The organism is Streptomyces sp. NPDC014991, assembly GCF_043080665.1.
Lineage (GTDB): Bacteria > Actinomycetota > Actinomycetes > Streptomycetales > Streptomycetaceae > Streptomyces.
On record NZ_JBIBVY010000007.1, the window covers coordinates 120,862 to 142,918 of the forward strand.

Annotated in this window: 18 protein-coding genes; 8 read left to right on the forward strand and 10 right to left on the reverse strand. The window is 71.5% G+C overall.

The genetic code is table 11. From position 1 onward, the window contains the following. The first annotated feature begins 159 nt into the window (after nt 1-159). Nucleotides 160-3,420 (forward strand): formate dehydrogenase, encoded by a 3,261-nt coding sequence (gene fdh / locus ACF1BE_RS13860; RefSeq protein ID WP_392199227.1) that lies wholly within the window; start codon nt 160-162, stop codon nt 3,418-3,420. Nucleotides 3,421-3,525: 105 nt separating this feature from the next. Next, nucleotides 3,526-3,912: a hypothetical protein gene (locus ACF1BE_RS13865; protein WP_392199228.1), complete on the forward strand. Its 387-nt coding sequence runs from the start codon at nt 3,526-3,528 to the stop codon at nt 3,910-3,912. A gap of 55 nt (nt 3,913-3,967) precedes the next feature. Here ACF1BE_RS13865 and ACF1BE_RS13870 read toward each other — a convergent pair whose 3' ends face one another. The 4 genes from ACF1BE_RS13870 to ACF1BE_RS13885 all read right to left on the reverse strand — a co-directional run bounded on the left by ACF1BE_RS13870 (nt 3,968) and on the right by ACF1BE_RS13885 (nt 8,218). Further along, nucleotides 3,968-5,551 (reverse strand): SpoIIE family protein phosphatase, encoded by a 1,584-nt coding sequence (locus tag ACF1BE_RS13870; protein WP_392199229.1) that lies wholly within the window; start codon nt 5,549-5,551, stop codon nt 3,968-3,970. Beyond that, nucleotides 5,548-6,078 (reverse strand): methanogen output domain 1-containing protein, encoded by a 531-nt coding sequence (locus ACF1BE_RS13875; protein ID WP_392199230.1) that lies wholly within the window; start codon nt 6,076-6,078, stop codon nt 5,548-5,550. The genes ACF1BE_RS13870 and ACF1BE_RS13875 overlap by 4 nt, the downstream gene beginning before the upstream one ends. Nucleotides 6,079-6,340: 262 nt before the next feature. Continuing rightward, on the reverse strand, nt 6,341-6,763 hold the full coding sequence (locus ACF1BE_RS13880) for a CBS domain-containing protein (RefSeq protein ID WP_392199231.1): 423 nt from the start codon (nt 6,761-6,763) through the stop codon (nt 6,341-6,343). 183 nt (nt 6,764-6,946) lie between these two features. Next, nucleotides 6,947-8,218 (reverse strand): cytochrome P450, encoded by a 1,272-nt coding sequence (locus ACF1BE_RS13885; RefSeq protein ID WP_392199232.1) that lies wholly within the window; start codon nt 8,216-8,218, stop codon nt 6,947-6,949. Nucleotides 8,219-8,414: 196 nt separating this feature from the next. Here ACF1BE_RS13885 and ACF1BE_RS13890 point away from each other — a divergent pair, with 196 nt between their 5' ends. After that, nucleotides 8,415-9,254, forward strand: coding sequence for an SDR family NAD(P)-dependent oxidoreductase (locus ACF1BE_RS13890; protein ID WP_392199233.1), 840 nt, complete (start codon nt 8,415-8,417; stop codon nt 9,252-9,254). A 72-nt stretch (nt 9,255-9,326) separates the two neighbouring features. On the opposite strand, the gene ACF1BE_RS13895 is transcribed toward ACF1BE_RS13890, so the two are convergent. The 4 genes from ACF1BE_RS13895 to ACF1BE_RS13910 form a co-directional block, all read right to left on the reverse strand. Beyond that, nucleotides 9,327-11,372, reverse strand: coding sequence for a beta-galactosidase (locus ACF1BE_RS13895; protein ID WP_392199234.1), 2,046 nt, complete (start codon nt 11,370-11,372; stop codon nt 9,327-9,329). A gap of 74 nt (nt 11,373-11,446) precedes the next feature. After that, nucleotides 11,447-12,793 (reverse strand): ABC transporter substrate-binding protein, encoded by a 1,347-nt coding sequence (locus ACF1BE_RS13900; protein ID WP_392199235.1) that lies wholly within the window; start codon nt 12,791-12,793, stop codon nt 11,447-11,449. A 168-nt stretch (nt 12,794-12,961) separates the two neighbouring features. Continuing rightward, entirely contained in the window at nt 12,962-13,912 is a 951-nt protein-coding gene (locus ACF1BE_RS13905) for a carbohydrate ABC transporter permease (RefSeq protein ID WP_392199236.1), read from the reverse strand. 7 nt (nt 13,913-13,919) lie between these two features. Further along, a complete protein-coding gene (locus ACF1BE_RS13910; protein WP_392199237.1) occupies nt 13,920-14,840 on the reverse strand; it encodes a carbohydrate ABC transporter permease in 921 nt (306 codons plus the stop codon). Nucleotides 14,841-15,259: 419 nt separating this feature from the next. On the opposite strand from ACF1BE_RS13910, the gene ACF1BE_RS13915 reads away from it, so the two are divergent. From ACF1BE_RS13915 to ACF1BE_RS13930, 4 genes are all read left to right on the forward strand, one after another. After that, the gene (locus tag ACF1BE_RS13915; protein ID WP_392199392.1) at nt 15,260-16,288 is read left to right on the forward strand and encodes a LacI family DNA-binding transcriptional regulator; all 1,029 of its coding nucleotides are present in this window, start codon (nt 15,260-15,262) and stop codon (nt 16,286-16,288) included. A gap of 736 nt (nt 16,289-17,024) precedes the next feature. Beyond that, the gene (locus tag ACF1BE_RS13920) at nt 17,025-18,089 is read left to right on the forward strand and encodes a glycoside hydrolase family 5 protein (RefSeq protein ID WP_392199238.1); all 1,065 of its coding nucleotides are present in this window, start codon (nt 17,025-17,027) and stop codon (nt 18,087-18,089) included. Between the two features lie 64 nt (nt 18,090-18,153). Then, the gene (locus ACF1BE_RS13925) at nt 18,154-18,321 is read left to right on the forward strand and encodes a hypothetical protein (RefSeq protein WP_392199239.1); all 168 of its coding nucleotides are present in this window, start codon (nt 18,154-18,156) and stop codon (nt 18,319-18,321) included. A 661-nt stretch (nt 18,322-18,982) separates the two neighbouring features. Next, a complete protein-coding gene (locus ACF1BE_RS13930; protein WP_392199240.1) occupies nt 18,983-19,558 on the forward strand; it encodes a DUF3291 domain-containing protein in 576 nt (191 codons plus the stop codon). Between the two features lie 574 nt (nt 19,559-20,132). Here ACF1BE_RS13930 and ACF1BE_RS13935 read toward each other — a convergent pair. Next, the gene (locus ACF1BE_RS13935) at nt 20,133-21,032 is read right to left on the reverse strand and encodes a LysR family transcriptional regulator (protein WP_392199241.1); all 900 of its coding nucleotides are present in this window, start codon (nt 21,030-21,032) and stop codon (nt 20,133-20,135) included. A gap of 98 nt (nt 21,033-21,130) precedes the next feature. Between ACF1BE_RS13935 and ACF1BE_RS13940 the strand changes: the two genes are divergently transcribed. Further along, nucleotides 21,131-21,496 carry a YybH family protein gene (locus ACF1BE_RS13940; RefSeq protein WP_392199242.1) on the forward strand — a complete coding sequence of 122 codons (366 nt, stop codon included), beginning with the start codon at nt 21,131-21,133 and terminating at the stop codon, nt 21,494-21,496. Nucleotides 21,497-21,589: 93 nt separating this feature from the next. Here ACF1BE_RS13940 and ACF1BE_RS13945 read toward each other — a convergent pair whose 3' ends face one another. After that, nucleotides 21,590-22,057 carry a hypothetical protein gene (locus ACF1BE_RS13945; RefSeq protein ID WP_392199243.1) on the reverse strand — a complete coding sequence of 156 codons (468 nt, stop codon included), beginning with the start codon at nt 22,055-22,057 and terminating at the stop codon, nt 21,590-21,592.

Here is a 22,057-nt window from a genome sequence, read left to right on the forward strand (position 1 = left end):
CGACAGGAGGCCGCCCGGGAACCACGCGGCGGAAGGGGCCGCCTCCGGATGCCGTGCCTGCCCGTCTGCGGAACAATCGGCACCAGGACGGAGGGTGACCCGACAACGGACAGACGGGTACCCGCGGCCGCGTCGAGTACGACGGGAAAGGCGGGCGTGATGGGTGTGCGCACCTGGATCGACTCCTGGCCGGTCTACCGCCAGCTGAAGGGCACGGACCCCCTGGGCAGGGGCGCCGCCGCCAAGAGCGGCGCCAGTGAGCGGCTGCGCCCGCGGGTCGCCTCAGCGGACCGGGTGGTGAAGTCCGTCTGCCCCTACTGCGCGGTCGGCTGCGGCCAGAACGTGTACGTCGAGGACGAGCGCGTCACGCAGATCGAGGGCGACCCCGACTCCCCCGTCTCACGCGGCCGGCTGTGCCCCAAGGGCGCCGCCAGCCTGCAGCTGACCACCGGGGACGCCCGCGAGCACCATGTCCTGTACCGGCGCCCGCACGGCACCGACTGGGAGCGGCTGGACCTCGGCACGGCGATGGACATGATCGCCGACCGGGTGATCGAGGCGCGCCGGAACGGCTGGCAGTGGGAGGTCGACGAGACCCGTACCCGGCGCACCCTGGGCATCGCGAGCCTGGGCGGGGCCACACTCGACAACGAAGAGAACTACCTGCTCAAGAAGCTGTTCACCGCGCTGGGAGCGATCCAGATCGAGAACCAGGCGCGCGTTTGACACTCCTCCACCGTTCCCGGTCTGGGAACCTCGTTCGGACGTGGCGGAGCGACCACCTTCCAGCAGGACCTCCAGCACGCCGACTGCATCGTCATCCAGGGCTCGAACATGGCCGAGTGCCATCCGGTCGGGTTCCAGTGGGTCATGGAGGCCAAGGCGCGGGGCGCGAAGGTGATCCACGTCGACCCGCGGTTCACCCGCACCAGCGCGCTGGCCGACCTGCACGTGCCGTTGCGCGCGGGCACGGACATCGCCTTCCTCGGCGGGATCATCAACTACGTCCTGCGGAACGACAAGCACTTCCGGGAGTACGTGGTCGCGTACACCAACGCCCCCATGCTGCTGAGCGAGGACTTCCGCGACACCGAGGATCTCGACGGCGTCTTCTCCGGACTGGATCCTGACAGCCGGAACTACGACAACGAGAGCTGGCAGTACGCGGGCACGGAGGTCCAGGCCGCCTCCGGCGAGCGGGACCAGGAGTACGAGGAGCGCACCGACGGCGGCAGCACGGTGACCGACGCGGCACGCGGCGAGTCCCACGGCTCCGGCGGTGCGGCGATCCCCGGGGGCGAGCCCGAGCGGGACGAGACGCTCACCCACCCCCGCTGTGTGTTCCAGGTCCTCAAGAGGCACTACGCCCGGTACACCCCGGAGATGGTCGAGCAGATCTGCGGGGTCCCGCAGGACCTCTTCCGCCAGGTGTGCGAGCTGGTCACGGACAACTCCGGGCGCGAGCGGACCACCGCGTTGGCCTACGCGGTCGGCTGGACGCAGCACACGACCGGCGTGCAGTACATCCGTGCCGCCTCCGTGCTCCAGAGCCTGCTGGGGAACATCGGCCGGCCCGGTGGCGGCATCCTCGCGCTGCGCGGGCACGCCTCGATCCAGGGCTCCACGGACATCCCCACCCTGTTCAACCTGCTGCCGGGCTACATCCCCATGCGGCACGCCCACCGGCAGGAGACCCTGGACTCCTTCGTGGAGGCCGAGGGGGCGCACAAGGGCTACTGGGGCAACATGCGTTCCTACCTGGTCAGCCTGCTCAAGGCGTACTGGGGAGAGGTGGCCACCGAGGAGAACGAGTTCTGCTTCGACTACCTGCCGAGGCTCACGGGTTCGCACTCCACCTACGAGACGGTGATGGCCCAGCTGGACGGGATCTGCAAGGGCTACTTCCTCATCGGCGAGAACCCCACGGTCGGTTCCGCCGACGCCAAGATGCAGCGCCTCGGCATGGCCGAGCTGGACTGGCTGGTCGTCCGGGACTTCTCGCTGATCGAGTCGGCCACCTGGTGGAAGGACGGCCCGGAGATCGAGACCGGTGAGCTGCGCACCGAGGACATCGGCACCGAGGTGTTCTTCCTGCCGGCCGCCGCGCACACCGAGAAGGACGGCACCTTCACCAACACCCAGCGGCTGCTCCAGTGGCACCACCAGGCGGTCCAGCCGCCCGGCGAGGCGCGCAGCGACCTGTGGTTCGCCTACCACCTGGGCCGGATCATCCGGGAGAAGCTCGCCGCCTCCACCGACGAGATGGACCGGCCGGTGCTCGACCTGACCTGGGACTACCCCACCAGGGGGGAACACGCCGAACCGGAGGCGGAGGCCGTCCTCGCCGAGATCAACGGCTACGACGCGGCAGGTGAGCCGCTCGCGTCGTACGAGCAGCTCAAGGGCGACGGCTCGACCGTCTGCGGCTGCTGGATCTACTGCGGCGTCTACGCCGACGGCGTCAACCAGGCGGCCCGCCGCAAACCCGGCAAGGAACAGAACTGGGTGGCCAACGAGTGGGGCTGGGCCTGGCCCGCCAACCGCCGCATCCTGTACAACCGCGCCTCGGCCGACCCGGACGGCAAGCCGTGGAGCGAACGCAAGGCACTGGTGTGGTGGGACGAGGAGAAGGGCTCGTGGTCCGGGCACGACATCCCGGACTTCAAGGCCGACAAGTCGCCCCGTCACCAGCCGCCGCCGGACGCGACCGGTCCGGACGCCCTGTCGGGCACCGACGCGTTCGTCATGCAGGCGGACGGCAAGGCGTGGCTGTACGTGCCGTCGGGGCTCACCGACGGCCCGCTGCCCACCCACTACGAACCGCAGGACTCGCCGTACCCGAACCTGCTCTACGGCCGGCAGCGCAACCCGGTACGGCACTTGCTGCCGCCGCACCCCGACAACCGCTACCAGCCCAGCGGCACCGATCCCGGCTCGGAGGTGTTCCCGTACGTGGCCACCACCTACCGGCTCACCGAGCACCACACCGCGGGCGGCATGTCCCGCTGGCAGCCCTACCTGGCGGAACTGCAACCCGAGTTCTTCTGCGAGGTCTCGCCCGAACTGGCCGCCGAACGCGGTCTGGAACACACCGGCTGGGCGACGATCGTGAGCGCGCGCGGTGTCATCGAGGCGCGGGTGCTGGTGACCGACCGCATGCCGCCGCTCACGGTGCACGGACGCCGTCTCCACCAGGTCGGACTGCCCTACCACTGGGGACCGAACGGCTACAGCACGGGGGACGCGGCCAACGAACTGCTGCACATGTCCCTCGACCCCAACACCCACATCCAGGAGACCAAGGCGTTCGCCGTCGACATCCGTGCGGGGCGCCGGCCACGGGGACCGGCCGCCCCGGAGCTGGTGCGCGCCTACCGCACCCGTGCGGGCATCGACGAACACACCGGCACGGAACTCTGAGCCGGTGTGCGGGCCGGTCCGGTGCCGCGGGTGGCGGTCGCGCGGGTGTGGGTACTCGCCGGTGTGCGCGGGGAAGCGCGCACACCGGCTGTGGAGGTGCTGACGATGCGGACCGGACTGCTGAGGGCCGTCGGAGCGGCGACCTGCGCCTACGGGGTCGCCACCGCGTACCGCCCGGGCCTGCTGGCCCGCCCCTGCGGGCTGGTGGACCCGGACGGCCATGTGGGGCCGCACACCGCCATGGTGCTGCGCCCGCTGGCCTGGCGGGACGCCGCCACCGGTCTGGCGATGCTCGTCGCCCCCCAGGGGCCGGCCCTGGTCACGGCCACCACGCTGCGCATCGCCTCCGACATCGGTGACGCCCTGGTCCTCGGCCCCGTCCTGCCCGGCCGGGTCCGCCGTGCCGGGGCGGCCGTCAGCGCCCTGGGCTGGGCCGCTCTGGCGATCGCGGGCCTCATCGGAAGGGACCGCCACGCCACGGCGGTGTACTGACCCGCCGGCCGCGTCCCCGGTGACCGGCCGGGCGTGGACGCGCGGGTGCACGGGGTCAGGCCGGGGGAAAGCGGGCGGCCAGCAGAGCCCGGTCGTCGGGGAAGGCCGCGTCCGGCTGGTGGTGCAGGAAGCGGTCGCAGAGTTCGGCGAGGCCGAGTCCGGCGGTGTCGCGTGCGCACGCGGTCAGCCTCTCCAGACCGACGGTGATGACCTCGCGGCGGCGCTCGACCAGACCGTCGGTGTACAGCAGGAGGGTGTCGTCCTCGGCGAGGGTGTGGGTCGCCTGGCGGTAGCGGAAGCCGTGGACGGGGCCCAGTGGCGGGTTGGTGGCCCGGTCGAGGTAGTCGCTGGTCCCGTCGGCGTGGACGAGCAGGGGCGGCGGGTGCCCGGCGGCGGCGTAGGCCAGGGTGCGGGTGGGCCGGTGGAAGACGAGGTAGCAGGCGGTGGCCATCCGGCCGGGGTGGTAGCGGCCCAGGAAGGCGTTGAGTTCGTCGAGGACCGAGGTGGGCCGGGCGCCGTAGCGCGGGACGATGTTGCGCAGGGCGGCGGTGATCTGTGCCATGACGGTGGCCTCGCGCAGTCCGTGCCCGGCGACGTCCCCGATGCTCAGGCCGATGTGATCGGCGTCCACGTCGTAGACGTCGTACCAGTCACCGCCGACGGACAATAGGTCGCCGCCGGGGGCGTAGCAGGTGGCTGCGTCGAGGCCGGGGAGGACCGGCAGGCGTGGCAGCAGACTGCGCTGGAGGCGTTCGGCGACCTGGTGTTCGTGTTCGTGCAGTCCCGCGCGGCGCAGGGCCTGGGCGATCTGCTGGGCCACGGCTACGGCGTGTTCCGGGGCGGCGCCCGGGTCGGCGCCGTGGATGACCAGCAGGCCCAGGTGGGTGCCGTCCGCCTCCAGCGGAAGGGTCAGCGGCGGCGGCTGCGCGACCGAAGGGACGTGGGGCGGGGCCGGGGCGGCGGTGGGGAGCGGGTGGTCCAGGTCGGTCCAGTCCGCGGCGGCCGGGAAGGGGTGTTCGCCGGGTTGCAGGGGCGGTACCAGGCGCGTGGAGTGCAGGCGGAGTTCCACGGCGGTGGCGCCCAGGGCGGGCAGCGCCGCGTCCTGGACCGCGCGGGAGACCTCCGTGACGGTGACCGCGGTGGCCAGGGCGGCGGTCAGGGTGTAGAGGTGCTGGAGCCGGCTCCGGGCGGCCTGTTCGGCGGCCAGCAGGCGGGTGCGTTCGGTCTCCAGGGAGCGGCGGAAGGCCAGTTCCCGGTTCAGGGCGGCGACCTGCCGGCTGAGTACGACGAACTGGTCGGCCCCGTCCAGGGGAAGCAGGTGGAGCTGAGCGGCGGGAAGCGGGCCGTCCCACCACTGGGCTCGTGCCCCGTGGCAGCGGAACCGGCGCAGGCGGCCGTCGGCGTCCTTGATGGCCAGGGCGCCGGGGACCGGGTCGCCACTGCGCAGCCAGGTGGCCAGGTGGGTACGCAGCAGCTGGGCGTCCGTGCTGTCCACGTCGAACAGGCAGGCGCCCGGGGTGAGCCGGCTGTCACTTCTGTGTGCTGCCGGGTTGGCGGCCAGGATGCGGCCGTCCGCCGCGCACAGCAGTACCGGGTGGGGCAGTGGTCTGGTGATGGCCCCGAACAGGCCAAGGCTCATGGCGTGACGGACGGATCGCCGAAGTACTCGCGGCCGGCGGCGGTCTCCACGCTGGTGTCCGGGGCCAGGTGCACCACGACCCGGCAGCTGGCGTCGCCGCGTGCGAGGGTCTGTTCGAGTTCCACGCGTGCGTAGCCCAGGTTGCGGGCGGCGACGGTGCCGAAGACGTTGGACGTCATCATGCACATCGACTCCCGGCCCACCACCTTCTCCGCGAACGGGCACACCCGGTTGCCCAGGACGATCTTCGTGGTGTCCTGCTCGATGATGTGGAAGTCACCCTTGATGCGGCGCTTGAGGTCCACGAGCGCCTCGGCGACCTGCTCACCGCTGAGCCGGTCCACCCCGAGGGCCTTCAGGTACATCTCGTCGATCTGCGTGCCGACCGCCTGACCGACCACGCTGATGTAACCCGACGCCTCCTCCAGGCCGATCACCGACTCCAGCGCCGTCGCCAGCTCGCGCACCAGAGTCCGCAGGAACACGTCACGGTCCAGCGCGATGTCCACGTCCGACGTGTGCTCCATGCCCACCCTCACCCGTCATGCCGCACCGTACGGGCACGGCTCGTGACGGCAGCATGCCCGCCGCCGCCGATGTCAGGCATCAGTGTGCCAGCACCGGTACCGCCGGTGGCCGACGGGCGTCCGGTGTGCCGTCGTCGCAACGGGTGGACGGACGCGGCTGAACGGGCCGGACGGGCCGGCTTTCGGCGGCGGGCCGCGGGGCCGCCCCGCCGCGGGCAAGGCGCGGGCCCACCGCCCGCCACATTGTCCCGGCGACGCTCCCTTACTCGTTGGGCTCCGTGGCGCTGATGTCCGCCAGGGCGGAGTCGGTGTCGCGTTCGACAGCGAGGTCCCCCAGGGACACGATGCCGACCGGACGGCCGTCCTCGACCACCGGCAGACGCCGCACGGCGTGCTCGCGCATCAGCTCCACGGCCCGGCTGACGTCGTCGTCCGGCGAGAGGCTGACCAGGTCCTCGCTGCACGCCTCGGCGACGCTGCGCTCCCCGATGTTCCCGCCCTCGCACACCACCCGCACGACCAGGTCCCGGTCGGTGACCAGTCCGCGCAACGTCTCGTCCTCCGCGACCAGCACGACACCGATGCCCTGGTCCCGCATCAGACGGGCGACGTCCACCACCGAGGTCTGCGGCCCCACCGCCACCGGCGCCGCCGTCATGATCTCGCGGACCTTGTTCACTGCCATGGGTTCTCCTCCACACGTTCACGCCGGCACGACCGCGCGATGAGCGCTCACCGGCCCCGGTTGCCCGTACCCGCACGACGCCGCCGGGTCCCGCACCGGGGTCGCTTTACCCTCCGATGGCAGCGCTCCGGGGCCCGGACGGCGGCCCACCGTGACGCGGCCGGCGGGGCGCGGCCGGGCCGGTCAGGCCTCGAGGGTGCGGTGGACCGGCACGCGCACGTCCGTGATGGCGAAACCGCTGCGCGGGCGCGTCGGAACGCGCCGCAACGGAATCGTCAGATCCTGCTCGGGGACCGTGTAGGTGAGCCGCGCCAGGCGGAAGGCCAGGGCCTCCAGCAGACCGATCGTCATGTGCTCACCGGGACAGCGGTGTCCCTCCGCCGGATCGCCGCCGCCCTGGGGGATGAGTTCGTCCGGTCCCAGCGGACGGCCGACGAACCTCTCCGGCCGGAAGGCGTACGGGTCCTTCCAGAGCCTGTCGTCGTGGTTCTGCCCGTACACGTCCAGCAGGACGAGAGCACCGGCGGGGATCGGCACGCCCCGCCAGGTCAGGTCCCGCACGGCACGGCCGCCGAGGAACGGCGCGAACGGATAGAAGCGCCGGACCTCGTGCGCGAACGCCGTCGCGTACGCCGTGTCACCGGTGCGCAGGCGCTCCCGGGTCCCGGGCCACCGGTGCAGCGCGTGTGCGGCGAAGGCGACGAACCAGCTGACGGCGACGGTCGGACGGATGACGTTGAGCAGTTCCACCGCTGCCGTCCTGGCGTCCAGGAGCCCGCCGGAGGCGTCACGGTGCCCGGCCACGCGGGCGAGGACGCCGTCCGGCGCCGGCGGCGTGGACAGGCGCCCGGCGCGGACGTCCTCCACCAGCCGGGCCAGCCGGTCCTCCTGCCGGCCGCGGGCGCGCCGGGCCCGCCAGTGGCGGGGTCCGAGCGTGGCGAAGCCGTCCACCATGGCCTGGAGGTCGCGGGCCGCCGCCCGTGTCCCGTCGTCCTCCAGGGGGATCCCGGCCCAACGGCACACACCACGGGTGAGGATCACGCCGGCCTCCTCGAACAGCACGACGGGCTCACGGGCGGCGGACCAGGAACGCTCGGCCTCCTCCCAGGCGGTGGCGACCTCCTCGACCAGGCCGGTGACCGCGCCGAGCCGAAGCAGCGGCAGGAACAGCGACTTGCGCGCGCGGTGCGCCTCGCCGTCGAGCGTGTGCACCGCTCCGTGCCCGAACAGTGTGCCGCGCACGGGTTCGGGGATGGCGCCGTCGCGGCGCACGTGCCGCTCGTCGTAGAAGAAGCGCACGGCGTCCGGCCCGCGCACGGCCACCGCCTGCCGGCCGAGCAACCGGGTCCGCAGGACGTCGTCCGAGGTCTCCCGCATCCGGTTGGGGAGCCATGCGTACCCTTCGGCGAGGGCGATCAGCGTGCGGTCGGCCAGGGGAAGTGAGCTGTCGTTCATGGCGGACGAGTGCCCAGGCCGGGCGGTGACACGCTCGCGGGGCCGGCCTTGCCGAGGCGCTCCTGAGCGCCCCGTTCGCGTCACCCGTGTTTCGCCCTCACGGCGCCTGGACACCCGGCCGGTGATCACGGAAGGGTCCCGGCACGGCCCCGGTGAGCAGTCGAGCGGTCAGTCCTCCGACAGAAGGATCGAGCCCATGGCATCGGACAGGACACCCGGGACGGCCCTGGTGACCGGGGCTTCCTCGGGAATCGGCGAGGAGTACGCGGGCCGGCTCGCGGACCGGGGCTGGAACCTGGTGCTGGTCGCCCGGCGCGCCGAGCGGCTGGACGCCCTCGCGCAGCGGCTCCGCCGGGACAGCCGGACGGAGGTGGAGACCCTGGTGGCGGACCTGGCCCGGCCGGCGGATCTCGCCCGGGTCGCGGAGCGGGTCGCCGGCGATGACGTCGACCTCGTGGTGAACAACGCGGGCATCAACGGCTACGGGCCGTTCGCCGAGGTCGATCCGGCGCTGCTGGGCAAGGTGCTGGAGGTGAACGTCGTGGCGCCCACGGTCCTCACCCGGGCCGCGGTCCCCGGCATGGTGAGGCGTGGCCGGGGCGCGGTGGTCAACGTGGCCTCGCTGCTGGCGTTCGCCGGCGACCTGCCGCCCGGGCCCCTCCCCCAGCGGGCCGTCTACGGCGGCACCAAGGGGTACGTGGTGACGTTCACCCGGACCCTGGCCGCCGAACTCGCCGGCACGGGCGTACGGGTCCAGGTCGTCTGCCCCGGGCTCACCGCGACCGAGTTCCACCTCGGTACCGGCGAGGAGCCGGTCGCGGGCGAATCCCGGGTCCACGACGAGGGCGGCATGCCTCCGGCCGACGTCGTCACCGCGTCCCTCGCGGCGTTGGACGACGGGGAGGTGGTGTGTGTACCGGGCCTGTCGGACGCCGAGGCGGTGGCCCGCCTGTCGGCTGCGGAACTCGGCCTGCGCAACGGTTCCGGCACCCGTGTGGCTCCCCGCTACCGCACGGCCGTGACCGCCCGGGAGTGACCCGGCGGCCTGGGTGTCCTCCCGGTCCCGCCTCGGACACCCCGCCGGGCCTCGGTGCCCGGTCGGCCGCTGTCAGGTCCGTTGGTGCAGGACGGTGACGGCGCGCGGGGCCAGGACCAGCGGGCCGTCCTCGTGGGCAGGGCCGGGAGGCAGGACGGCACCCGCCAGGCCGGGAAGGGGCACGGGGTCGTCGGTGCGGTTGACGAGGAACAGGTAGCGGTCGCCGTCCCTGGTGCGGACGGCCAGTTCGACGTGGCCCCGGGCCTGTTCGGGCAGCTCGCTGCGGATGCCGGCGTGGGTGAGGAAGGCGGGCAGGAGCGCGGTGAGTCCGGCGGAGCCGAGGCGGGTGGAGACGTAGGCGGCGGAGCCCTGCCCGCTGGTGCGGCGGGTGACGGCGGGACGGCCGGCGTGTTCTCCGCTGGTGTAACGGGCGAGGACGTCGGTGGCGGGGTCGGTGGCGGTGACGCGGTCGGTCCACAGGCCCGCGGTGAGGCCGCCGTCGAGGGTCACCTGCTCGCCGTCGGGCAGGGGCCCGAACTCCTCGACGCGGATGCCGAGCAGGTCGCGCAGGGCGCCGGGGTAGCCGCCGAGCCAGACGTGGTCGTTCTCGTCGACGATGCCGGAGAAGTACGTGGTGACCAGATGGCCGCCGTTCTCGGCGTAGCGGGTGAGTTCCTTGGCGAGGGTGGCGGGGACGACGTGCAGGACAGGGGCGATGACCATGCGGTAGCCGTCGAGGGGGGTGCCGGTGGGGACGACGTCGGCGCGTACGCCCACGTTGAGCAGGGCGGTGTACCAGTCGAGGGCTTCCTGACGGTAGCGGAGCCGGGAGGTGGGGTGGGAGTCGAGTTCGCTGGCCCACCACGAGTCCCAGTCGAAGAGGACGGCGACGGGGGCGGTCTCCCGTGAGGCACCGGCGACGGGCGCGAGGTGGCGCAGTGTGTCACCGAGGCCGGTGACGGAACGGAAGAGATCGCTGTCGGGTCCTGCGTGCGGGAGCATCGCGGAGTGGTACTTCTCCGCGCCGGCGGCGGACTGGCGCCACTGGAAGAAGCAGACGGCGTCGGCGCCGTGGGCGACGTGGAGCAGGGAGTCGCGGGCGAGTTCACCGGCGCGTTTGGCGAGGTTGACGGGCTGCCAGTTGACGGCGCTGGTGGAGTGCTCCATCAGGTACCAGGGCCGGCCGCCGGCGAGGTTGCCGGTGAGGTTGGCGGAGAAGGAGAGTTCGTCCAGGGACTGGGGGCCCGGTGTGCGGTAGTGGTCGTTGGAGACGAAGTCGACCTCGGCGGCCCAGTCGGCGTAGTTCATGCCCTTGGTCTCGCCCATGACCATGAAGTTCGTGGTGATGGGCACGTCGGGGGTGACGGCGCGCAGGACGTCGCGTTCGGCGCGCAGGTGCTCGCGCAGGACGTCGGAGGAGAAGCGCTTGAAGTCCAGCTGCTGGGTGGGGTTGGGGTGGGAGGCGGCCAGGCGGGGCGGCAGGATCTGCTGCCAGTCGCTGTAGCCCTGGGACCAGAAGGCGGTGCCCCAGGCGTGGTTGAGCTGGTCGAGGGTGGTGTAGCGGTGGCGCAGCCAGGTGCGGAAGGCGCGGGCGGCGTCGTCGGAGTAGTCGTAGACGTTGTGGCAGCCCAGCTCGTTGGAGATGTGCCAGGCGGCCAGGGCGGGATGGCCGGCGTAGCGTTCGGCCATCGCCCGGGTGAGGCGCAGGGCGTGCTCCCGGAAGACGGGGGAGGTGGGGCGCCAGTGCTGGCGGGCTCCGGGCCACACCGTCTCGCCGCGGTCGGTGACGGGCAGGATCTCGGGGTGGGCGGTGGTGAGCCAGGGCGGCGGTGAGGCGGTCGCCGTGGCCAGGTCGACGGCGATCCCGCCGTCGTGCAGGAGGTCCATGATCTCGTCGAGCCAGCCGAAGTCCCAGGTGCCGGCGGTGGGCTGGATGCGGGCCCAGGAGAAGACGGCGAGGTTGACGATGGTGACACCGGCCTGCCGCATCAGCGCGATGTCCTCCTCCCAGACCTGCCGGGGCCACTGGTCCGGATTGTAGTCGGCGCCGTAGGCGAACCGGGGAGAGCCGTTGTCTCCCCGGCCGCGCAGCAGCTGGGACAGGGGGGCGGGGCGCATGCTGTTCCTTCCGGGTGCAGGGGGTGCGGGCGGCGCCGGCCGGTCCGGGCGGCGCCGCCGGGCGGGGGCGCGGGTCAGCCGGTGCTGACGGTGAAGCCCTGCTCGTTGCCGTACTTGACGGAGGCGTCCTGCCAGGTCTTCAGGCCGGCCGAGAGCCTGGTGCCGGAGACGTAGGCCTTGCCGACGGTGTCGTTGAAGATGGAGTTGGCGTAGACCTGGTACGGCAGGTAGGACCACTCGTCGGAGACGTTCGCGGCCGACTCGGCGAAGACCTTGTTGGCCCGCTGCCCGCCGAAGTACGGGAACGCGGTCTCCTGGAACGCCTTGGAGTGCAGCTCCGAGGTGGTGGCCGGGAAGGCGCCGTTCGCCACACGGGTCCGCACGCCCTTGCCGGCGTCGGCGTACTCCAGGAAGGCGTACGCCAGTGCCTCGTTGCTGCCGAGTTCCGGCATGGCCAGGGCGCTGCCGCCGTTCTCGGCGGAGGCCTTGGCGCCCGCCGTCCACTGCGGCAGCGGGGCGACGCGCCAGTCGCCGGAGGCGGCCTTCGCGCCGGAGGCGAGGTTGGCGGGCATCCAGGCGCCGATGGCGAGGGTGGCTATGGTGCCGTCGTCCAGGCCCTTGTACCACTCGTCGGACCAGCTGGTGATCGGGGAGACCAGCTTGTCGTCGAGGAGTTTCTGCCAGGTGCCGGTGTACTTCCGGGCGCCCGGGTCCGAGAAGTCGATCCTCACCTTGGTGCCGTCGACCGTGTAGGGGCGCGAACCGGCCTGCCACAGCATGCTGGTGGTGAAGCCGGCGTCACCGGCGTCGTTGGTGATGTACGCCTTGGGGTTCGCCTTGTGCAGTGTGCGGGCCGCGTCGACGTACTGGTCCCAGGTGGTGGGCACCTTGATCCGGTACTTGTCGAAGACCTTCTTGTTGTAGAACAGCGCCATGGGGCCCGAGTCCATCGGCAGGCCGTAGACACCGTCGCCGCCCGCCCTGACGCCGTTCCACGGGCCGGGGGTGAACTTGCCGGCCAGCTTGTCGGCGCCGTACGCCTTGAGGTCGGTGAGTTCCTTGGTCAGGGCGTACTGGCCCATCGCGTAGTACTCGATCTGCGCGACGTCCGGGACGCCCTTCTTCGCCGAGATGGCGTTCTGGAGCGCCTTGTACTGGTCGTTTCCGGTACCCGCGTTGACGAGGTCGACCTTGACCTTGGGGTGCGCCTTCTCGAAGTCGGCCGCCACCTGCTTGAGCGTGGGTTCCCACGCCCAGACCGTGAGGGTGCCGCCCTTCTTCAGGGCCGCCTGGATGTCCGCTTCGGAGACCGCCTTGTGGCTCGGTCCCCCGTCGTCGGAACCGCCGCAGGCGGTCGCTCCCAGGGCGAGGGCGCCGACGAGACCGATGCCGCGCAGCAGGCGGCGGGAGTGCTTGAGCATGGTCGTGCTTCCACTTCTTCGTGGCCGGAGCATGGCCGGGACCGTGATCGAGGGGGAGGGTCGCAGGGGCAGGGGAAAGGGGCCCGCCGGGCGGGGCCCGTACGGGGGTGGGGCGTGGGGGTGCGTTCCGCACGTCCCGCGGGGGCGTGCGAGTGGGCGAAGGGGGCGCTACTCCTTGACGCTTCCGGCGGCGAGTCCGGACCGCCAGTGCTTCTGCAGCAGCAGGAACGCGGCGATCAACGGCAGGACGGTGATCAGGGAGCCGGTGACGACCAGGTGGAAGACGGGCTGCCCGCCGGCGGTCTCGGCCTGGGCGTTCCAGCTGTTCAGGCCCAGCGTGAGCGGATACCAGTCCGGGTCCTTGATCATGATCAGCGGCAGGAAGTAGTTGTTCCACGTGGCGACCATGCTGAACAGCAGGACGGTGACGATGCCGGGTGCCAGCAGCGGAAGGGCGATCGTGAAGAAGGTGCGGGCCTCGCCGGCGCCGTCGATGCGGGCGGCCTCCATGAGTTCGGTGGGGATGGCCTCGGAGGCGAACACCCACATCAGGTACAGCCCGAACGGTGAGATCAGCGAGGGGATGATCACGGCCCACGGGGTGTTGGTGAGCCCCATGTTGCTGAACATCAGGAAGGTCGGCACCGCCAGGGCCGTGCCCGGGACCGCGACCGCGCCGATGACGACGGCGAACACCGCGCGCCTGCCGGGGAAGGAGAACTTGGCCAGCGCGTAACCGCCCAGGACGGCGAGGAGGGTGGCACCGCCCGCGCCCAGGACGACGTACAGCAGTGTGTTCAGCAGCCAGCGGGCGAAGACGCCGTCGTGGTAGGTGAAGGTCTGGCGGATGTTGTCCCACAGCGCGAAGTGGCCGTCGAACCACAGGCCGAACGAATGGGCCAGCCCGGACTGGGACTTGGTGGCGCTGATCACCAGCCAGACCAGCGGCAGCAGGCTGTAGAGCAGGACCAGGCCGGTGAGCAGCGTCAGCGGGACGCTGCGCCGGGGTCTGCCGGGGGTGTGCCGTCGGCGGCCGGTTCGCAGCCGGGGTACGGCGCCCGGGGTGCTGGGCGACGTGGTCGCGGAGCGGTCGGGGACGGTGGTGACAGGAGAGGCCATCGCTGCCTCACGCTCCCTTGCGCATGCCGCGCGTCTGGACGACATAGGCGATGACCATGGTGATCAGCCCCATGACGATGGCGACCGTCGCGGAGTAGTTGTGCTGCTGTCCGGAGAAGGACAGCGAGTACGTGTAGTAGTTGGGGGTGTAGTCGGTGGTGATCGCGTTGCGCGCCAGCGGCTGGAGGATGCTCGGCTCGTTGAAGAGCTGGAAGCTGCCGATGACGGAGAAGATCGTGGCGATGACGAGGGCGCCGCGGATGGCGGGGAGCTTGATGGCGGTGATGACGCGGAACTGCCCGGCGCCGTCGATCTCGGCGGCCTCGTAGAGGGAGTGCGGGATGACCCGCAGCGCCGAGTAGAAGATCAGCATGTTGTAGCCGACGAACTCCCACGTGACGATGTTGCCGATCGAGGCCAGCACCAGGTGCGGGGAGAGCGGGTCGGGCAGCGAGACACCGAGCGCGTCGTCGATGTCGCCGACGAGACCGAACCGGGTGCCGTACAGGAAGCCCCACATGAGGGTGGCGACGACGGCGGGCACGGCGTACGGCAGGAAGATCGCGATGCGGAAGAAGTCCTTGCCGTAGAGCCGCCCGCTGTCCAGGGCCAGGGCCACCAGCAGGGCGATGCCGAGCATGACCGGCACCTGGACGCACAGGAAGAGGGAGACCCGGCCGAGCGAGGCCCAGAACTGGTCGTCGTGCAGCGCCTGCCGGTAGTTGTCCAGGCCGACGAAGCTGGTACCGCCGATCAACCGGGTGCGGTAGAGGCTCAGATGGACCGAGTACGCGATCGGGGCGAGGAAGACCAGTGCGAAGACGGTCATGAAGGGGGCGATGAAGCCCCAGCCGACCAGGCCGCGGCGGTCGCGCCTTCTGGCTGCGGGCGGACGGCCTCCCGCGGCCGGCGGCGATATGACGGTCATGGTGCATCCTCGCGTCGTCGTGGGTGCGGGGGCCTGTGCCGTCGCACGGCAGAACGGGCCCCGCCGGCACTGTCATATGTTTACGTAAACATCACCGGTGAGCTGATGCTTACATTCCCGACCGGAGGCGTCAATACTTCAGGAGAGAGAACGCGCGCCCCGCCTCGCGGCGCCGGCCGCGCCATCGTGACCAGCGGTGTCACCGCAGTCGTGAGCAGGGCCGGAGCGGTGGCGCGCGCTACTCTCGACCAGATCCGCCGCGCAGGCCCCGCGGCGCGGCCGGCACCACAGGAAGGGCAATCGTGCACCAGGACGTGAGCGACGCGGACCAGGCCGGGCAGCCTCGTCGGCGGTCGGCGGCCGACCGGCGGTCGGCGGCCGACCGGCGGTCGGCGGCCGACCGGCGGCGGAGCGTCTCCATGGCCGACGTCGCCCGGGCGGCCGGGGTCTCCTCCCAGACCGTCTCACGCGTCTCCAACGGCCACGCGAACGTGGTCGAGTCGACCAGGCAGCGCGTCCTGCAAGCCATGAGGGAACTCGGCTACCGCCCCAACAGCGCCGCACGGGCCCTGAAGAGCGGCGAGTTCCGCACCCTCGGCGTCATCCTCTTCACCCTCTCCACCACCGGCAACGTGCGCACCCTGGAAGCGATCGCCACCTCCGCCGCCGAGGAGGGGTACGCCATCACGCTGATACCGGTGGCGGCTCCCAGGCAGATGGACGTACGCGGCGCCTTCACCCGGCTCGGCGAGCTGGCCGTCGACGGGATCATCGTCATCATGGAGGTGCACCTCCTGGACGCCGCCGTCCTCAGCCTGCCGCCCAGCGTCCAACTGGTGGTCGTCGACTCCGACGCGGGCGACCACTACAGCGTGATCGACACCGACCAGGCGGGCGGCACCCGTGCCGCCGTGCGGCACCTGCTCGACCTCGGCCACACCACCGTGGCCCATCTGGCAGGCCCCGACGGCTCGTTCGCCGCCCAGCGCCGCGCCGACGCCTGGCGGCAGGTGTTGGAGGAGGCCGGGCGCACGGTGCCGCCACCGGTACGGGGCGACTGGTCCGCGGAGTCCGGCTACCGGGCCGGCCTGACCCTGGCGGCCGACCCCGACTGCACGGCCGTCTTCGCCGCCAACGACCAGATGGCCCTGGGCCTGCTGCGCGCCCTGCACGAGAAGGGGCGCCGGGTTCCGGAGGACGTGAGCGTCGTCGGGTACGACGACATCCCGGAGTCGGCTTCCTTCATCCCGCCGCTGACCACCGTCCACCAGGACTTCGGCGCGGTGGGGCGGCTGTGCGTGGAGAGCGTGCTGCGGCAGATCCGCGACGACCGGCCGGAGCACGGAACGACCCTGGTCCCCACCCGCCTGGTCGTGCGCTCCAGCACCGCCCCGCCGCCCGCGCGACACACCGGACGCCGGGCCACGGCCACACGCCGGGCACGGTAACGGGGCTCGGGGAGGGCGGCCTGCCGCGGGGCGTGCCACCCTCCGACGTGCTCGGTCGCCGCAGTCCCGGGTTGCGCGACGCGTACCGCGCCGACCGGCCCGCGTCAACGCCGGACCCGCAGCCGGGCCCGGCGATCGGCCGAGGTCACTCCCGGTCGCCCACGTCGCGGTCAGCGGCCGCACGTCGGGTGCGGTGACCTCGCCGCCCGCGCGGCGCCCCTCCCCCAGGGCGAGCCGCGTGGTCCGCCCCCGTCACCGCCGTGCGCCCCGCCGGCCGGCCTCACAGCGGCGTGCCGAGCCGGCCGGCCCCCGGTGACCACCGACGCCCCGCCCGAGCCGCGCCGCCCCGCCGTGACGTCCCGGGGCAGGGCAGATGCCCCGCTCCCCCGCCGCCGGACCTCCGGCGGGAGCAACCTCGTCACGCGCCGCACACCTTTACAGCCCCGCCCCACACCTTGACAGCCCCCGGAGCCGGTGCCACTCTTCCGGCTCAGAGTTTACGTAAACATCAGGCGTCGAGGCCGGTGGGCGTGCCGGTGCAGGCCTTCCGTCGTCATCGATGTTTGCGTAAACATCACCGGGTTTCCGGCCGCGGCGGCAAGACCCCGCACGCCGCGGCCGGGCCCGACAGACCACGCCCCGACGCATGACCCGCCACCGTGCCCGCCGTCCAGCTCCGAGCCGGCACGCCTTCCGGCGGGTTCCATGTCCCGCCCCGCACCCGAGAGAGACCGCCATGCGCACACGTGTCCGCAAGTCCCGCACCCCCCGCCGGTTCCGAGCCCTGCTGGCGGCGACCGCCCTCGTCGTGACCGGTGGAACCCTGGCGGTCTCCGCACCGGCGTCCGCCTCCGGGTCGCCGGCCACCCTGGACTCCAGCCGGTTCAAAGGTGTGAACTGGGCGGACCCGCGCGACAACTACGCCGACGACCCGGTCGTCCTGTCGGGACTGTCCACCTCCGACACCTACGCCCAGACGTTCGCCAAGGCGACCCGGGTGACAGCGGCCTTCCGCGCCAACCTCGGCGCCGACACCGTCCGGCTGCCCGTCAACCCCTATACCGTCAACGGCCCTTACTGGCAGTCCTACCGCGCCGTCATCGACGCGGCCGGCCGTCAGGGCTTCAAGGTGATCCTCTCCTACTGGGAGGGCACCGGTGCCCGCAAGGACGGACTCATCGACGACACGGTGGCGTACCGGACCATGTGGGACACCGTGGTGCGCGCCTACCGGGCCGACCCCCGCGTCTACTTCGAGCCGATGAACGAGCCGCACGGCTACACCGACACCCAGTGGGCCGACATCGCCGCCGACTGGCTCGACACCTACCGGAGCGTCCCCCGCGACCGCGTCTTCGTCTCCGGCGCCGGCTACAACGACCACGTCACCTCCGTCTGCGCCGACCCCCGCCTGCGGGGCACCTACCTGTCCCTGCACCACTACGGCTTCTGGAAGGACTACGCGACCTACGACCAGTGGGTGGCCGACCTCAAGGAGCGCATCGGCGACTGCGCCGGCCGTACGGTGGCCGACGAGTTCGGCGCCCCCATGACCACGGGCCTGGACTACGACCGGCCCGACGACGCGAACAACTTCGTCAACTACGTCCAGGCGGTCACCGACACCTTCCGCGAGCTGCACATGGGATCGGTCTACTGGCCCGGCCTGCGCACCGGCGACACCTACACGCTGGAGGAACTCACCGGCGCCCCCGACCGGCCCTGGCTGGCCACCACCAACCGCTCCGGCGCCGACCGCCTCGCCTGGGGCTGGGGTCGCGGGAAGCCCGTGCGGGACTGACAGCCGGGGATCACCACCCGCTTCCCTGGAGGCACACCACGCTCCGTGTCCGCTCCGGCCGGTCATGGCGACGGGCCCTGGCGCCGGCGGGCCGGCCGCGCTGGTGCTCGCACCACTGGGCGTCCTCACCACCGCGCCGCCGGCCGCCACCGGTACGACCGCGTTCGAGGGCGTCAACCGGGCCGGCCCGGGCGACAACTACGGCGACGACCCGGTGGTGCCTCCGGGCTGAGCACGTCCGGTCCTTCGAACCGATGAACGAGCCGTTCGGTTACAGCGCCCCGGCATGGGCCGACACCGCCGCGGGAGGGCTCGGCGACCATCCCGGAGTTCCCCGCGACCGGGTGTTCGTCAGCGACACGGATGGAAGTGACCACGCGTTCGAGGACGGTAGCGCCGGGGAGCAGCAGCTTGTTCCGGACCAGGTGCAGGGTGGCGAGGTCGAAGAGGGGCGATGGGACGTTCGTTGCCCGACCGACATCGGTCCCGCAGCCAGCGGGCCGGCTGCCACCAGGCGTCGCCCTCACATGACCGGCAGAGGTGGAACCCGGGGTCAGTGTGGGGCTGACGGCGGTCATCGGCCTGCGTTGCGGGTGGTCTTGTCCCGGCGACGCTTCGCCACCCCAGCTACCTCGAGGACGTCTGCGAGAGGCCACTTGGACAGGGAAAACGCAACTTAGACAGGGCCTGCAACGGGGGCTATCTTCTCCTGACATCGGCGTCGCCCACAGTCGCACAGGGGTTCCATCAGCCCGAGTCACCCGCAAGGAGGACGAGCCGATCACGGCCACAGCTCCCCGCCCCCACGCGCAAGGCGCCGAATCGAGTCCACTCCCGGACAGCGAGACCGTCGGGGACTTCCACACCGGGCCCCCTCAGCCAGGGAGAAACGCATGCCCCATCTTGCTCTGTACACGTTCGGCGTCCTGCAGTCACCCCTCTCCGATCCCGCACGTCTTACGCGGGAGTTCCACGAAAGCGGTGAGGCCGTCTACCGGGAGATCGGCCGGCACCCCGGATACATCGCTCGTGCTGAACCGGCAGACCGCAGCCAGGGCATGTTCGGCTCGGACTGGGGTGAATGGGGAGAGTTCGCTGTTCCGGCCTGGTACGGGAAGGGCCGCACTGTGGAAACCACCGCCCTGGCAGCGACCCTCTCACTCTGGACCGGCCTGGAATCCGCCTTCGACTCCATCTACACCGGTCTGCATCGCGTGGCGCTCAACAGGCGTCACGACTGGTTCGAGAGGACGGGACACCCGAATCACGTGTTCTGGTGGGTCACCGACGGCGCGATACCCACCTGGCGGGACGGGGTTAGCAGGCTGGAACATCTCCACGACCACGGCTACGCGCCGCACGCCTTCACCTTCCACCACTCGTTCGATCCAGCCGGAACACCGACCAGGCTCAAAGGCATCGGACCGAGGAACGACTCGTCCGTGCCCGACTCGCCTGCACGCGGCTGACGATGTGCAGGTGGCGTGCGCGTCGCGCTCCTTCACGCGCAGCCCGTGAGCCGCATCGTGGAAGGGCTCCAGCTCACACGCGGGACGACGCGGCCGGGTCTTCATACTTCGGTGCGCCGGACCTGAACAGCCTGTGCAAAGCCTGGAGTTGACGGGCATTGGTCTGCTTGTCGGTGGAATGCCGCGGACACAGACGCTCCGTCATGCGCCGTGCCCCCTCTTCGTCGTTCCGGCGCGCGCCGCACCGCGACCACAGGGGCTGAACGGGGAGGCGCGCATGGTGGACGGACCCGATCGGATCTGCGCACCATTCGCCCCGTTGCGCCCCCTCGGTTCATCGGATCGACCCGAGGGGGCGCAATCGACCGACTCGGCCTTGCACTTGCGATTCACCTGAGCGGAGACGATCGACCGGCGCCCAGTCGGTGTGTTGTCACATGATGTGACAACACACCGCACTCTCCGCCTGGTTCCTACTCGGCCCCCGGGAGGCCGCAAGTTCGCGAAAACTGTAGGCACTTCGGCGGGAACTCAAGGGTCTGTCGCCCTGATGTCAGAGGATGGACCCGTGGGTTCACGGGGAAGTCGCGGGGTCGGGTTTGGTGAATGCTTGCCGGCTGTGCACGAGCAGCTCACGCATCCCTGGGCCGGGCATGCTCTTCCAGATCAGGGCGAGCAATGCGGGTGTATCGACGTCATCGATGGTGCGGGCGGTGAGCCGGTCGCGGTAGCGCGCGGACGTGGAGTCGCTGAGGATGGCGACGGCGAGCCCGCGGGCGGCGAGGTCGGCAATGGCGTCCGCGGCGCTGGCTTGCAGCGCGATCGCGGGTTGGAGGTTCTGTGCGGCGCAGGCCTGGTCGAATACCGTGCGCAGGCCGGTGCCGGGCGGCATGCACACGATCGGGTGGGCGACCAGGTCACGCAGGGTGACCCGCCGCTGTTTCGCCAGGGGGTGCCCGGCGGGGACTGCCACGACGAGCCGCTCGCTGATGATGGTCAGCGCGTCCAGCCCCTCGGGGGTGGCGGCTGCGGCCCCGATGAGCGCCAGGTCGACGGCACCGGTGCGCACCCCCTCGACGAGCCGGTCCGAGCTGTCCTCCAGCAGCGAGATCTCCACCCCGGGATGTGCCTGGTGGAACGCGGCGAGGGCATCGAACAGCGGGGTGAGGGTACAGCCGATGACCATCCCGACGGTGAGGCGTCCCCGGATCAGGTCGGTCACCTCGCCCACCGCCTGGCCGACCGCCCCAGCGGCGGAGAGTGCGGCGCGGGCGTGTTCGAGTGCGGCCTTTCCCGCGACTGTGAGGGTGACGGTGCGGGCCGACCGGTCGAACAGCTCGGTACCGAGTTCCCGTTCCAGCTGGCGGATCTGGGCGCTGACGCCGGACTGGCTGATGTGCACCCGCTCGGCCGCCCGGGTGAAGTTCTGCTCCTCGGCGACCGCGACGAAGTATTCCAGCTGCCTCAGCTCCATGACTGCAGATTCTAGTTTCCAGAAGATGCATCTGTTGGACTTCTGGCCAGTCGGCGGCCACGCTGGAAAGCGCCGAAGCCCGACGTCAGGAGGAATTCATGCCGGAGTACGAGAAGGCCATGCGCCCCGAGGACATCACCCGCTTGTTCGTCGAACGGTCCAACGCCGGGGATGCGGCCGGGGTCGCCGCGCTTTACGAAGAGGGTGCGGTGATGGCCTACCCGCCCGGCGACCAGACGGTGGGCCGGAAGGCGATTCGCGCGCTGTGGGAGGAGGTGCTGGCCAACCGCCCCCGTTTCGAGCAGGAACAACCGCTGCCGACGCTGATCAGCGGCGACATCGCCCTCACCTCGACCCCTCCGAAGGACGGGTCCGGTGCCCGGGCGCAGGTCGTCCGGCGTCAGCCTGACGGCAGCTGGCTGCGCCTGCTCGACCAGCCCGAGTTCGTCCCGCCCGCCCGCTGATCCCACCGCCTCCGTCGGTTCGCGGAACCGAAGGCTGTCGGGCGTGGCCCCGAGGGGGCGGTGCCCCCGGTGTCAAGGAGTTGATCCGCGGGTTCATGGTGAAGTTGCGGGGTCGGTTTCCAGGGGTCGTTCCATGAGAGCGCGAGCGGAGTCCGCGTAGCGCATCGGGGTCTTCTCGTCGAGCCCGAACACCTCGGCGAGGTGGAGCGGATCGGGCCCGTGGGGCAGGGCTTCTTCGAGTTGGCGGTCGACGCGGAGTTTCTCCAGGGGCGCGTCCTGGCCGCGCATCGCGGCGCTGATCCAGTGACTGCTGGCGCGGCCGGTGGTGTCGGCGGTCTGGTTGTGGATCAGCAGGTGGAGGTTCGCGGTGTTCGGCCACCGGCTGCGCCGTTGCTCCAGCCAGTCCAGCAGCAGCTTCAGGGTGAGGTCGTCGAGCGGGCGGACGCGTCCGGCGATGGTCAGCCGGCGGTTGCCGAGGTCGACGTCGTCGAGCATGAACTCCTGCGCTGACGCGGGCGCCCAGTGCTCACGCAGGTCCCGTACGACCGCCGGCGCCGCCAA